Genomic DNA, 15,111 nt, shown 5'->3' on the forward strand with positions numbered 1-15,111 from the left:
ACCCCCGTGAACGGGGGTTTTTAGTTCGGTGGATGTTGCAATCAAACCCGCCGTAAACGACGGGCCTACGACCCGCTTTCAGCGGGGCAAGTCCCGTGAACGGGACTGTTTCAGGGACGCGTTCCATTGATCGGGAACGGTTCTGTGATTTGCCTCGAACCGCGCAGCCCATAAAGGAGCGGGTGCATCACCCACGACGTAACCGGGAGGGCGAGGCTCCGCCCGAGCCGCGCGCTATCGGGCGTGTCATTTTGCCCGATGATGTTGCAAGCCAAGTCGCAGGGACCGTTGCGGTCCAAACCGACGGCCTACGGTCTCATGCCTACAGCCTCCGTCCCGTCATGCGGTGGCGTGGCGGTGGCGGATGGCTAGCCAGAGGGCTGCCAGCATCACGATCACGAATCCCACGGGGGCCAGCGGCAATAGGAAGTACCAGACGCCGCCGGCGATCATCAGGGCGATGGGCGCTAAATTCATAATGGCAGCCGAGGCGGTTGGGCGCCGTAGGGCGAGGACGATGCTCAGTCCCAATCCGGCCCAGACGACCAGCCAAGCGGTGTCGAACAGGGTGTCACGAAAAGCTTGCGGTCGCAGGCTGAGAGCTAACTTTGGACGGCCGCCAACCTTGGAGAGGGTCAGTTTCTGGCCGGTGGTGGGGACATCGATCAACAATGACAGCCCGCCGGCGGCGGTCCATTGTTGGTCTTGGGGTACCGCCTCGCCATCATCGAGTGCTCTGCCTCCTCGTCCTGCGAACAGGACGCTTGACTCAAGAATGGCTTCGCTTACCGGACCTGCAATCCGAGAAAAATCATTCTCGCCGCGGCCCTGGTCGGGCTTCTCCCCATCAATCTCAGCTCCCGCGGAAAAACCATTTTGGTCGGAAAAACCAACGATACTGCCGTGCGTCGGGTACGAATCCAAATCTAGAAGGGCTTGAGCCGGCGGTTCTGCTTCGCCGTCTCCCTGCGTTTGGCCTTTCCCGCGTCCCTGATCTTTGAGGGCGCCTTTTTGCTGCGCGAGCTGTTCCTGCAGGCGTCCGCGGCGTTGTTCGATGCTTTTAGATTTTCCCATTTGGGATTTGTCTTGCGGGGCGTCGTCTAGTGTAAACATGCTGTCCGAGTTGTCGATCGTGATACCGACTGCGCTATTGCTGTTGAAGAGATCGTTGCTGATGAAGCTGTTGCCGATAGCGCCGTTGTTGTCGCTGTTCACGCCGACTCCGATCATGAGTCGTCCCGTGCTTGCGGTTTGGGATGGAGACGACTCCTTGACGGTCTGTTCTTCAAGCTCAAGTTTCCGGCGGACTCTGCCTAATTTATCCTGCAGACGCGCCTGTTGATTTTTCAACTCGGCGAGTTTTTTCTTGTCGTTCGTCTGAGAAATGCTTTCGTTCAGGCCGCGGTTGATCGATTCGATTTTTTCCTCAGTGGAGCTAATCGAGGAAGATGAAATGTAGCGGCTGGCGCGGTTGCCTTTTTCTAAAGCCGTAGTGAGGACCTCCTCCGCTTCCTTCATTAAGGTGATTCCCAAGTCATACCGCTGTTGGTCGGTGGTGACGAGTTTTAGGTTCGAGCGGGCGGGGTCGTCGATGATGCTGGCTTCGATGTCGTTGGGTAAGTAGACGGTCCAAGCTGTTTTTGAAACAGGTATGCCGAATTCGTCGTCCTCTTTAGGGGTTACGACGTCGGCGTGCGGTAGGTCGAAGTTCAGGGACGTGGCGCGGACTCCGTTGGGGAGCCGCTGGGGCAGGCGGCCGGCATAGACGATATCGACGGTGAAGGAAAAATCACCGGCGACTGTTTTGGGCAGCGCGATCAGTGTGAGTTGTTTTCCATCCTTGGTCGTCTGCACGGGGCGCGACGGTTTGCCGGCGACAAACACCGACAGGATCCGTGATTCGGTCGGCATGGTGAGCGCCAGGAATTGCCGGTTGCGATTGTTGATGCGATAACTGGCCTGCGCTCGCCATGATCCGTCTTGGGCGATGACTAGTTTGTTGTCGGCCAGGTTTACCGAAGCGGGGAGCGATTTGACCTGTTGTAGTTTTCGCAGGTTCCAAGTGACGGTGACGTCTGGTTGCGTGACCCGCAAGATGTCGACTGCTTGTTGCAGCAGTGAGTCGGGCAGGTTGATGATGCGGACTTCTTCGGCATCAGTGGTCTGGACCGCATCGGTGGTAGCCAGATCAATTTGGTCGCGGGAATGGTTGACCAGAATGAGATACTCGGTCTGCGTCTCTAGCTGAGAGATGGTGCCGTCGTCGTTGGGTTGCGCGTTTTCGAATTGAATCGAGGGGGCGATGATCTTGCCGTTGGATGGCGGCGGCAGGGTGACGTTGGCGACGACGAAAAACTCATCGCGGCGGGGATCGTCTAATTCGACGGTCCAGCGGACGCGTTCCTCACCGGCGGGAGTTTCGGAGATTTGCCGGTAACCGGTCCCTTGGAAATCCATTTTGCCGGACAGCCAGGCGGGGGTGGTGAAGGAAAAGGTATCGGCCGCGGCGCGGGTGATTTTCCATTTGCAGGCGATTGAATACTCAACAGCTGTGTCTTTGGCGATGATGGTTGTCAGTGCGGCGGCGGCCAATAGCGGGCGGCGCTGCTGCAGAGTCAAACCGATGTCCGGCAGTTCGGTCCCGGCGGCGGTGAAGGCGAATTGTACAGGCCGTTGAATGCGGCTGCGCAGTTCTGATGACAATCGCTCGGGGTCGACAGATCGCCATTCGCCGATGTTGTTCATCGTGCCGGAATAAATCGAATCGAGCCAGACTGCCACGGAGGAACGCATGCTGTCCGCCTCAGTCGCTGTCGGGACTTGCAGGGCGGGATTCAAGTCGTCGGGCTGCCTTGGAATGACTCCGGAGATTTCCAAGGGGACCGCGCCTGTCATCGGCGAAGCCAACTCCAGGTGCAGGAGCGCGCCGTTGTCTGTGTCTGTCGTGGACCAATCGGACAAGTGGGGTGAGACCGCATCGAGCAACAAGTAATTCGGCGGGAGTTGCACGGTGATGGTCGATTTGGGAGCACCGGCCAATTTCAGATGCATTTGCGAACGCAGGCGAATTTTGCGCGTGCTAATCAAGATCGCATGTTCGGCCGATCCGGTCAGCCCGGGTTGTTGCCGTCGCACGAGCAGATCCAATTGGAAGGGCCGCGTGGTGAAGCGATAGGCGGCGACCGCTTGTTGTTTTCGAGGATCGACATGCGCGTAGCGGACCGGCAGGACGAGGTTTTTGGTTTCGATCTGCGTCAAACCGGAGATCACGCTGCTGGTGACGGCGAATTGGTTGCCGGCATAGACGGCAATGCGGCCTGTTTCGCGGGTGATTTGTAACGGCGCGAACGCGGGCAATGTGAGTACGTTGGACTCGGCGGTGAATTGTCGCGCGACGAACAGGTCGAAGGTCAGTTCGGTTTGGTCTTCGACTTTGCGTCCCAGAAAAACGCGCAGTTGGCGATCGTTGTCAGGTCCTTCGATGGCCCAACCGGCGACGTCATTTCCGCTGATTTTGCGTACAGTGACATCGGCTGGTAGCGCGAACAGGGCGAAGTTCATCGAACCTTGGCGTACGCGATAGTCGAACGTGGAGGTGATATTCACGCCCGCATCATCAACCGAGAGGGCGGTGGCTGTTTCGGTGTGGATCACGCCATCGACTCCCGCGCGGGTTTGGCGGGGTTGCCAGGCGACTTCGATTTCGCCACCGCGATCGACGGGAATGACCGCCAACTCGGCGTCGCCCAATTTTTGACGTCGATAGGCGCCGCTGCCGCCATTGATGCGGAGGTTCAGATCGCTGCCGGGGAGTTGGAACCGCAGTGCTCCGGCGGCGACCGGGCGGAGTGGGAGGGTGAAGCGTCCGGCTGGTCCGGTTCGTTCGTAGGGGATACGTAATTTCAGGTCGATGACGTGCATGCCGGGCCGGTCGAGTAGGATTTCGTAGTTGGTCCCCAAGTCACCTGTGCGCGGTGTGAGCGCTGCCGCTTTTCCGTCGACCTCGACCGAGTCGAGTGCGATGTTTCCCAGCGGCAACGTGAGCGCGACTTGCCGGTCGCGATAGCTGTAAGCGACGATGCGGCCGGTGATATTGATGATGGCCGATTCTTGCCGGGCAGTGGCATCGATTTCAGCGGCATACATCGCTTCGGCAACCATGACTTCGACGGGAGCAGGGGCGAGGATGCGTTGGTCGGGATGCGCCTGGTTCCACAATTCGACGAATTTTTCATGCGGCAGGAAAATCCGTTCGGCCGCGGTTGGGTCGTTGCCGGTCTCGTAGGGAATCACGATCGATGGTTCGCGGATGGGTTGCGGCTGTACGATTGGTGGCGCGGGTTTTGCGATCCGTGTTTTTGATCGAGGAGTTGATTTCTGGTTCTCATCCGCTTGAAGTGGGCCGGCGAGGGCGGTGGTGATCAAGCTGACGAGCAGCATGGTGGCTGTCCGTTTGAGGATCGAGGTTTTCAGCGTACCGCCGAGGCTTTGTTCGCCGTCGAAGCATTCGCGGATAATAGGAATGGCAATCCAGACGGCGATGCCGGCCAGCGTGCCCAGGAAAATTCCATCGAGTGCGGGCATCCAATTCGCCGGGGCCAGCGCAGCCAAGCCCAATGGCAAGCTGAGCCCTAGCACGGCGACGGCGGCGCGGGCGGCGAGCAGTTTGGCCCGCAGGAACCAACAGACAACCAACATCCCGGCCATCCAGGCGATGGTGACAAAGGGGACGGGGCTGTCTTTGAGGTAATCGACTTCCAATTTGGGACCGACAGCAGCATCAGCGGCGCCGACGTAGTAATACTTCGATTCCCGACTGCCGGCTGGCGGGGTGAGTTTTACGTCCAGGGAGAGTAGTCCGCCGAGACTTGTGGGCTTTGCCGTGCTCGCTTGCTGGTTGGCGGCTTGCGGAGCTTGGATGGCATTGGCACCGAATTGCGCAGCGAACGGCTCAGCATTTTCGGCGGGGGCGTTGGGTTCTTGTATTCCGTCGCCGTCTTGGTTTTGGGCGAGGTTATCGTTGATGTCAGCGATATCTGTGCGGAAACGGGATTGCGCGCCGAATCCTTGCTCTTTGACGACCGGATGGCTTCCTTCATTGCCAGCGACGTTTAAGCTTGGCAGTTCGCCTTCGCTTATTTGTTCGTCCGCAACAGGCAAATCTGCGAGTTGTCTGTTGCGGCTTGACCGTTGCTGTTGTGGTCTGGTTCGGGATAGGGGACGGCTCAATTGTTTGCCGCGAGACGTTCGTCGTAGATGACTGAGTTCCAGCCATTCCTTTTGGATTTCGACAGAATCTTCCTCGACTGGTTGTTGCACGGTAACGACATCAGCCATTTCTTGTTGCCCTTGTTGGGGAGTGTCTAACTCAAAGGCGATCTCGGTTCCGGCGCTCATCTGGGTGTGCGCCGATGTCTTGTTTCCGTACTGCGTTTCGCCCATGCTGCCGGTTGAACTCATGTGGACTTGTTGTACCGCCGGCATCATGGAGGCCAACACGAACACGCCCACCAGACAGGCGATGCCTACGCCGACAGCGCCGCTGGCGCCGAGTTTGCGGTAACCCACGGTGACCAGCAATAACACGGCCAAAGCGGTGATGAGCACGAACGCTTTTCCTAACAGGTCCTGCCAACTGCCGATGGAGACGCCCCGTTGCAAGCCGCCCAGCAGGCTGGGGGCGACTGGTTCGACTTCGGGTTGATACAGATCGTGGGCGGCTAGGAAACGGGTGTCGCGGGGATGATGGACGGTCCAGGCCTGGCGGAGAATTTCGAGGGGTTGTACCGCGCCTGCACCGCTGACGATCGCCAGTTGCGGCGGCGTCTGTGACAAACGGCCGGTGGCATTCAGAGCGCCCATTTGTGATGTGTAGGAAAGAACGATCTGGTGTTCTGATTCGTCGTTGCCTGAGACGGGGAGCGGAACGCGATAGGCATCGCCGATGCGACGGACTTCGACGGGTTGATCGTCGACGAGTGTCGCCCACAGCGCGGCTTCACTCGGCAAGCGGACTTCAAGTCCTTGCACGCCGACCGCGCGGAATTTGAAGGAGGCCTGATGTTGCAAAAATCCGGTTTCGCCCAATACGCTTTCGACAAGCAACTCGTCGCAAATGGCCGTTGGCACCGGCAGGCGTTCGAAACGGGTTTCGGAGAGCGAAATGTGCTCAGCCGGTCGGACATGGTGATAGGCGGCAACGATCCGTTCCTGCGGACGATAATTGGCCGGGAGGGGTAAATCCTCGGGTGCGATTTCGGCCAGCGGCGCGTCGTTGGCGTCGACGGCGGTGAGCGTCAACTGCTGTTCGCCACTCCCTTCGATGGCGGTAAAGCCGTTTTGCCGTTCCGCACCGACGATTCGTAGGTCGGGGACGGTGAACGTTTCCGCATCGCCGCGGGGCATTTCAACATCGACACTCAACCGCAGCACGCCGCGATGTCGTTGGTCGAATCGTAACGTCCAGGTCCGTCGGCCCTCGGCGATTTCTGGGGCGGCGTGTTGTTCGACAATGCGCAGGTTGCGGTTGTGGAGGCGAAACCGTAAGTCCTCGCCGCTAGCTTCGGGGAGTTCCAAACGGAGTGACCGCAAGCCGCCGCCGTCGATGTTGACGGCTGCTTCGAGGTGTGCGTGCCATGTTTCCGGTTCGAGCCGCGCAAAGCTGAGGGTGGTGGCGGAGATCCGCGAGGGTTTGCGTTCGATGCGCAACTGTCCGGCAAAGCGCGTGTCCTGATAGTCATAGCTGAGCCATTCGCCGCTGCTGCCGTCTGTTTGAATGTCGCGCGACGGATCGAGTCCGGAGAGCCCCCTCGGCACGACCCGCAGGTCCTTGGTGGAGCGGATCGTGAACGTGCCTTCCAGCACATCGACTTGCGGCAGTCGGATTTCGGGGATCGCGAATTCGAGTGGTTGGTCTTCAACCGGCCAATCATCCGGTCGCCATTGGGCGACGAGTCCGATTTGCAGCATTTGGTCGGCGGGGAGTGGTTTTTCAAAGGGGATTTGCACGTGCTGCACGCCGTCGGCCAGTGATGTGACGCGCCAGGCAGGCGTTGTATTGCCGACAGTGATTCTGGAAATTTCCCAAGCTGCCAGCAACGAGAGATCTAATCCAAACAACGGCGCAAAACGTGGTTCGATGCTGATGCTGGACCGCAAGTCGAGTCCGATGGTGCCGACGTCTAATTGTGTGGCAATGGCCGCTTGCAGTTCCCCCGCCTTGGGTTGCGTGACAAAGGCCAGTTTGAAATCTTCTTGCCAAGCGGCGAAATACAGCGACTGCCAGTTTTTTTCTCCCGGTGCGGTGTCGGCGGCGATGCGGCGAATCTCGGTGGCCACTTCGTCGGAATCGGCAATGCGGCGTACTCCGTCGAGTTGATCGGCTCGCAAGCGTAGCATCGGCGCGTGTTGTACGATGATGCGGCTGGTGTGCGACGTGGCGTTGCTGAGGGTTAAGTTGGGAACGTTCCAAGGAGTCCCGGTCGTGGTGGAGGTCACGCCGCGAAAGACGATCCGCCGGGTGTCGCGAAATGCCTGCCGGTAGGAGAGGGTGAGCATCGTGCGTTTTTCTGCCGGGTTCGGTTCAAAACCCCAACCTTCTAGGCCGGTGGATTCGACTGAGACGATGTCCAGTGAATCGGGAATGCTGAAGGTCAATCGGTCGATCGGTTTTCCGTAGACGCTCACGTCGCTGATCGCCTGCCAAGTCAGTTCTTCGGGAGCGACGCGGACGCCGATGCCGGTGGTTCCAAATACCAACGCGTCTTCGCCTTGCTGGGCTTCTTTGCCGGTGATGCGCAGGCTGATGTTCTGCTTTCCGCCGATGGCTTCGCTGTAGTGCGCCGGTTGATCCTCGTCGGCGCCGCGTTGGGGCATCACGCTGTTGAGCACCAAATACCGCCCGGCGGGTAGATCGATTTCTAGTGTGGCAGAGGGAATTGCCAGGCAGCCGAATTTCGCCAACTGATCGCTGCCGCTACTGACCAAGGGGGCGGATAGTTCCAGCGTGAGCGTTTGCTTGCCGACTTGGTCATTCAACAGATAGACGGTATCCACCTGTTGTGTATGCCGACCTAATTGCGCGGGGCCGTCGCCTAGTTTGGCCTGCTCCACCGACAATCCCGAAAATCGCAACGGGACCGCATGCCAACCTGCTTCGAGTTGTGTGACTTCAATCGTGGCGGTGATTAACAAACGGTCGCCGGAGGTGCGTGCGCGATAGGCGGCCTGCGAGAGAATCACACCGTGCGGCGGCTCTGCGGTTTGTTCGTTGTTTTTCTTGGCTGCGGCATAGAGTTCGGAGAACTTGTCGCGGGGCAGCAACACGCCTTGTTTGTCGCGGTTAAGGACAACGTCCAGGTCTTCGACGGGCACGAAGATGCGTCGTCCCGGAATTTCCGCCGTCGGTTGTTCCTGGGCGATGACTGGCCGCTGTGGAGAGATCGCGGCAGCGAAGAGCAGTAAACCGACCGTAGCGATCGCGCACCGTCGCGGTCTGAATTCGAAGCGGGTGGCCGACAAGTCGTGTGGGGTGCGGCGCTGTAACATGACGATTCCTACCTGAACTTTGTTGCATCTGGCTGGGTGTTTTGACTCAACGATTCGGTCGACTGGGGCGACGATTTAATCGCGCCGCTTGCGGAAGTTTGCATTCCAGTCCGCAAACACGCCCGGAGGGGGGACGACGGTTGCAAGGGAAACCGGTTGCGCGAGTTGAGAAACGTTTTCGCCAATCGGTAAATGCGGACGTAGCCGGAATAAGCTATGCACGCACCACAGGACGGCCATGGCGATGATACCGAGTAGGGCGGCGCTGAATGCGTGGACGGCGAGATTCGGGAAGCGGACCGCCAACAGGGCCAACACGAATCCGCCGATAACCAACACGCTGAGTTTGTTGTGCCATGATGTTCTGCTCAACAGCAGTGCCACCAAGAACAGCGCGCCGCTAATAACGACCATATACATCGCGGACCGCCAGTAGGTGACGGTAAAGCGGTCGGTGCCGCCCAGGTTGGTGTAACTATAGGCGTGTCCGGAGATGGGGAATTCAAACAGCCCCGCTGAGTCTCCGCCAATCCAGGTATTGAGGTCGTTGGGGTTGTCGGTCGAGGCGATTGCCGCGGGATTCCAGTTGGGGAAAGCCTGACGGTCATTGCTGAATTGCTCGGGGGACCCGACCAGTGCGTATTCGTCAGGGACCCAGGCAGCGACGCGAAGTTGCTGGACCGGTACGGCGTTGGATCCGCCAATGCGGGGAATGTCGATGGAGAGCGGTCCGCCCCATTGAGGAAAGGTCGCGTTTACGCGTTCGACGCGGAACAGGACCATTAGGTGAAATGGTTTTTCAGAGCTGCCTTCGCGGGCGACGTTCACAAAATATGATTCCCAACCGGCTGGGGGTGATCCGGCGGCGTTGCGTTCGAGCGATCCCCGTTTACCGGCGACCGTTACGCCCAGCAACTCAGCTTCGGCGGGCAAATCGATCGAGAGGCGTTGGCGTTCGCTGGAGGTGATTTTGTAGCGGCAGCGATAGGTCGTTCCCGCATCGGTGCTCGTGACGGCTTCGATTAAAGCGCGGGGGACGACCGTTTCGACGACTTCCTGGATTTCGTGTTTCGAGGCGGTCAATTGAACTTCGACCGGCTGCTTGAAATAGCGATAGGCCAGATCCGTGTTTTGATTAAGCAGTTTGAGTTCGCGTACGTCGATGGCTTCCAGCGTCTCGGTGGCAGCGGCGACGGACAATGCGCGATCCTTGTTCACCGCGACTTCGCCGTAAACGCGCGCCGGTGAGACCGCTGCTGTGCCGCGGGAAGTATTAGCCGGAACGTCCAACACGCGCGGCGGTTCGATCAGCACCGTTGCGGTTGTCCCCTCGGTTTCGGGTTTGAGGTCATATTTAATGCGAAACTGTTGTGAACCGGTGACATCGCGTTGCATGGCGACGGTCCAAGTGACCCAACCCTCTTCGGCTTCGTCCGCGCGACTTCTCTGTTTGATGGCGGTGCCGTTTCCGGAATCGACATTTTCAATTTGAACGTCCTCTACGGATTCGGGCACGGCGAAGACAAACGTATCGATGCCGGCGTATTGAATGTCGAAGTGCAACAGGGCGTTGACTTCGACAAGTTCTTGTTTGATGTTCACCTGCGTTGCGACTGATGCGGTCAAACGCGTCGGTTTGCGGAGGGTGGTGACGGTGATTTCCATGGGACGCTGCGTATAAGCCCAGACGGCTGTGATCCGCATGTTGGGTACGGGATGGATGTTGCGGGGACGGATGGGTTGTGCGGCGATGACCGCATCTTCTTCGGTGACGATTTCAATCGCCTCGGGCGCGAAGACAGCGACGGTCCCCGTTTCGCGGGTGGTGCCGATGGGTGTCAGCACGGGGAGTTTGAGTTCGGTTTTTTCCTTACCGGCCTGAAAATCCACATTGCCGCTGATGACGACATAGATCTGGCCCATGTTTTTTTGCGAGAGAGCAACTACCAATTCTTGCGTGTCCTCGGTGACTGTATATTTTTCCATTTGCTCGCAATGGACGGCGGCGACTTTGAAGTTTTCGGGTAATTGGTAGCGGAGTTCGAAAACGCCGGCTCGTTCGACGGTATAGATTGTTGAGGTATCGACGTGCAGTTCGTCATCACGGAATTCCAATCGCGTGTTTTGCACGGCGGTTATCCGTGGTTCAACGGGTTTGGCGCGCAGTTGGAAGTCGAAATCGCGGGTGTAGAATTTGAAATACATGCCGCCCGGTCGCCGCATGGCTTTGGGGATCTCAGCTGATTCAATCCGCGTGAGGCCGGTTTGAGTTTCGATCGGCAGGGTGATGTCCGCAGCGTGGTTGACGGAAATCAAACCGCTTTCGCGAACCGCGCCTCGCGCGTGAATCCCATGATTGACGCCATCGGGATCGATGCCCGCGAGGGAAAATGTGTCGTCCGGGACGGGACGTTCGGTATGGACTTCGATCGTGATAGTGCGTGATTTGCCCGGCAACAGATCGACGGTGATCACCTGTCCCGATTGTTCCTTGGCCGCCTGCCAGCCTTTGAGCGCGGGAGAGGCGACATCGAGAATGCGATGTCCAGTGGGAACAGCGATGCGGACTTGGTCCAAATTGCCCCGGAGAACTTTGTAGGCCAGTGCTGCGTGCGTATGGATCAGCCCGTCCGCCACGCGAATGTCCAATTGGTTTTCAACGCTGGCCAGCAGGTCCATTTCGGGAGCGGAACTGACACGGGGATGCCACCGCGCGGAAATGGTCTTCGTCGCCCCCAGTCCCGCCTGCACGCGGGTGAGGTTGCCTTCGGTTTTGATGGGCGTGGAGACGAGATGCGGCGTGACTTCGACTGTTTGGTCGGCGGCGGGGATTTCCAAATCGAAGTTGGTGATGCCGACCGTGGGGCATTGCAGTGAGAAACTCCGTCCATCGGGCGACGTGCGGATTCGTGACACGAGTTCCAACGTCACCGTATGTTCCCCTTTTTCGGGAAGCAGTAAGGCATACGTCCCTTCGCCGGTGCCACGTAGTAGAATCCGTTCGTTGCTGGCAGTCATTTTTCCGACAGCGGCGTCGCCGAATTGCAAGGGGACTTCGGCCCATGGTTTGCCGAGCACTTGCACGGTGAAGACCGCTTCGATTTTTACCAAATCATTGACGACTTTTCCGCGATAATCCGCCCGAGAAATCACCGCCCCGATCGGGGGTTTTTCGGAGTCGCCATCGGGTATGGTCTTGCCGGCCCACAGTTTGAGGTACTGGGAGTACGGCATGAAGACGGTCGCCGTTTCCTTTTCAAAGACCTGTTTGAGGTTTTTGTAGGGTAGGTAAATTAGCCGTTCCCAGTCCGCGGCCGGATTGGGTTCCGCGTCCGGAGTCGGTTCCTCGGCGGGGCTGGTTTCCGGTTGCGAATCGTCCGCGACTTCCGTGGCGGGCGTCTCTTGGGAGAAGGCGTTGACGGGCAGCGCGGCGACGAGTCCGCAGCACAATGAGCCAAATAACATGCGTGTGGTGAGCGAACGGATTCGCATGGGACAATGCCTCGCAGAGTTAAACAGAAGAGTTGTGGTGTCTGGCGGATTCAAAAAGCGGTGAGCAATGTGTCGGTCTCAGGAACCGATAGATGCAGTGTTCCCCGTTATAAGACGTCGAGAATGATAAAATCATTGCAAGAAATCCAGGTTTTTTTAAAAATTGCGCAGCATTTCTCACGGGAGTGATTGGTTTTGTGACAACGATGTCACAATCGTGAGCTTGTCGCGTACCGCATGGGGGCACTGCGCGCAAAGATCGATCATGTCGGCGAGACGCCGAAAAGCGAATGTCGATGATTTCGTTCCCCCTGTGGTGACGCCGACTGCCAATCCCGTGTCGTTACGCGTCCCGTGCCGCCCAGCGGGCGGCGGCTTCTCCAGCGCAGAGAAGCGAATCGTTATCTCGGCCTCACGCAGCCCGCGCTGGTGCAATCGTCTGAGATGTTTCGCTATCCATCACTTCTTCGATGAGCGCGCCATAGTCTTCCGAGCCATGACATTTGGGTGCATATTGAAAAATAGGTTTGCCGTGACTAGGAGCCTCGGCCAATTTGATGTTTCGGCGGATTTTGCTACGGAAGATTCTAGCGCCCGCCCAGGGAGCATGTGGATCGGCATGTTCCAAGAACTCGGCCAGATCCTCGGCAATGTCCGCAGCCAGGCGCGTTCCGGTTTCATACATGCACAGCACCACGCCGCTGACCCGCAGTTGCCGGTTCAGTCGGCGATTGACGAGAGCTGTGGTTTCAAACAATTTCGAGAGCCCGTGCAGCGCTAAGAAGTGCGGTTGCAAGGGGATGAATACCTCTTCGGCGGCCGCCAACGCGTTGACGGTTAACACCCCCAGTGACGGGGGGCAATCCATGACGACGTAGTCGTAGGGTTCATTTTGCCGCAATTCGTTGATCGCTGCTTTCAAAATGAGTTCGCGGCCCGGGACATCGGCGAGCTCCATTTCAGCGGCGGCCAGATCAATGCTCGAGGGAATGCACCACAAGTTCGAAGCGACCAGTTGTCGAGCCTCGGTCATGGTTTTGGAGTCGGCGAAGACATCGTAGATGGTGGGGGTTTTGCCGTGGGCTTCGATCCCGACGTGGAGCGAGGCGTGGGCTTGCGGATCGAGATCGACCAGGCAAACGCGGCGTCCGGCATTTGCCAGTCCGGCGGATAAATTGACGCTGGTTGTCGTTTTGCCGACGCCCCCTTTTTGATTCATTACAACGATCGTGCGCATGGGATTCCCTTCCCTCTATATCTATTGGGCAACGTCTAAAACGGCTCGTGTGTCGATCACCTACTCGTGGCGCCCCGGTTTTCTCCGAAGGCAGGCAGGCGCGGAGTATAGACGTCATCCCAAAAGAGCGAAAGAGGAGTTCGGCGGCAGGTCGTCGACAAGTCGTTTCAAAATCCTCCGGCGCGTCCCACTGACACCGATTTGCAAGTTTCGAGAACCAGCGCAAACGGGTTTTGAAGATGGTTTTAAGGTTTTAGGATAGGAAAGCGGGGCAAAAGCGGTGTTGCGTCAGCGGTCCGGATTCCGTAAAAACCGTTCGCTCGATATTCCGAAATGGCGGACGGCTCCAGGTAACTTGTTGTGTTATGTCAAAACTCCCCAAAAATCGAATGATGCGGACGATGGGGTGGTTGCTCGTCGGTTTGCTATTCTTAGGGGTCGGCTGTTCCCGAAGACCACGCACATCGGCGCTTCCCCGTCCCTCGTCGGCCGGATTTAGCCGCGTGAACGGTGCGTCCGCTGCGCGAGATGTCGCTGAATCGGGCGATGGACAGGCGGAACAGGCTGGTGTAGTCAGCAACACCGCTACCACATTGCAGGTCCCGGCCGCTGATGAAACTGTTTCGGAACTGGATGGCGCCATCGCCGCCGCTACCGAAGGTGTGGCCATTGAAGATCAGACCGTGGCGGAGCATCCGGCGGACAAGACCACTGAATCATTCAATCCATTGCGGCGGTTGATCAACTGGAATAGTGGTGATACGCCGAAATCGGAAACGCTCGAAGATGTCGTTGAAGAGAACGACGTCGATGTGGCCGAACAAATTGACACGAACGCAGATCCCGAAACAAAAGAGGCACCCGTGCCTCCGGTCCGCACGCGCGGCCAACGATTGTTGTCGATGTTGCGGTTCCCTTGGGGAAATGAGGCTGAGGATGCGACTGCGACTGATACGGACGAATCGGACTTAACGGATGCCGAATTCGAACCCGATCCCTTGGATAGCTTACCGGCGTTGGGGGCTAGTGAGGATCAGTTTTCGGACAGCGCGGAATTGTCCGAAGAGATCGGCGTGATCGAGATCGACGAATCGATTCCAGAGAGTGTGCCGACCGTTCGCGAACCACAACCTTGGAGCGAATCCCCTTCCACGACACCACCGACCGGTGTCTCCAATCAGTCCATCGCAACATTGGCTGACTTTAACTTCGACGAATCCGCGGAGGGAGGGGCGGAGAGATCGTCTGCGGAGGCTGCTGATGTTTCAGACACTGAAGGTTCGTCGGAGCGTCCAAAGCTTTCGAATCAATTCCGTTCGCCGGCACGGCCCTTGGCCGACAGAGCGCATACGCCGGTGGACGATCTTCGCCGCGCCATTTTTCCCGAGTCGTTGATCCCCGAAGGAGACGTGGACGAGATTGACGCCGGTCTGGTTGCCCAAGAAGAAGAGGAACAAGCTCCCGCCGCTGTCGTGCAAATTCCGAATCGGCTGCCGGCTCCCAAATTTCGTGGAGTCGCCAAGGCATGGCCGACGAAATTGGCGAATCGCAATTCGCTCCTGATCGGCTCTCTGGTGGGCTTTGGACTGTTGTTCGCGTGGGGCCTCTGGCGGCGATCGCGCGCCCGTGATGAGGTGTGATCCTCCGGCCACGAAACGCTCGCGCGCCGGTCAATGACGCTGCTGAGCGACACCCAGTTCACTCAAGGACGTTGGGTATCACGTTGGTTGCTCGCGAAATTCCGGTTGCAACGATTATCGGAGCAAGGGATTTGACCCGACCGGATTTGTACGCCCGCCTCACTGCCGGCGGCGACCTATACTTCAGGGAATTAA

The 15,111-nt window shown here is 58.3% G+C and carries 4 protein-coding genes; 1 reads left to right on the forward strand and 3 read right to left on the reverse strand.

Going from position 1 to position 15,111, the window contains the following annotated elements; genetic code table 11:
• Positions 1-339: 339 nt before the first annotated feature.
• The 3 genes from Mal52_RS04630 to Mal52_RS04640 form a co-directional block, all read right to left on the reverse strand.
• Positions 340-8,547 (reverse strand): hypothetical protein, encoded by an 8,208-nt coding sequence (locus Mal52_RS04630; protein WP_145374546.1) that lies wholly within the window; start codon positions 8,545-8,547, stop codon positions 340-342.
• A 75-nt stretch (positions 8,548-8,622) separates the two neighbouring features.
• The gene (locus tag Mal52_RS04635; protein ID WP_145374547.1) at positions 8,623-12,039 is read right to left on the reverse strand and encodes a hypothetical protein; all 3,417 of its coding nucleotides are present in this window, start codon (positions 12,037-12,039) and stop codon (positions 8,623-8,625) included.
• A 412-nt stretch (positions 12,040-12,451) separates the two neighbouring features.
• Positions 12,452-13,276 carry a ParA family protein gene (locus Mal52_RS04640; protein WP_145374548.1) on the reverse strand — a complete coding sequence of 275 codons (825 nt, stop codon included), beginning with the start codon at positions 13,274-13,276 and terminating at the stop codon, positions 12,452-12,454.
• Between the two features lie 365 nt (positions 13,277-13,641).
• Between Mal52_RS04640 and Mal52_RS04645 the strand changes: the two genes are divergently transcribed.
• Positions 13,642-14,916, forward strand: a complete 1,275-nt coding sequence (locus Mal52_RS04645; protein WP_145374549.1) for a hypothetical protein — start codon at positions 13,642-13,644, stop codon at positions 14,914-14,916.
• Positions 14,917-15,111: the final 195 nt, after the last annotated feature.

The organism is Symmachiella dynata, assembly GCF_007747995.1.
Lineage (GTDB): Bacteria > Planctomycetota > Planctomycetia > Planctomycetales > Planctomycetaceae > Symmachiella > Symmachiella dynata.

Coding starts and splice junctions, on each gene's coding strand:
- Mal52_RS04645 (WP_145374549.1), top strand. CDS start 13,642: ATGTCAAAACTCCCCAAAAATCGAATGATGCGGACGATGGGGTGGTTG.
- Mal52_RS04635 (WP_145374547.1), bottom strand. CDS start 12,039: ATGCGAATCCGTTCGCTCACCACACGCATGTTATTTGGCTCATTGTGC.
- Mal52_RS04630 (WP_145374546.1), bottom strand. CDS start 8,547: ATGTTACAGCGCCGCACCCCACACGACTTGTCGGCCACCCGCTTCGAA.
- Mal52_RS04640 (WP_145374548.1), bottom strand. CDS start 13,276: ATGCGCACGATCGTTGTAATGAATCAAAAAGGGGGCGTCGGCAAAACG.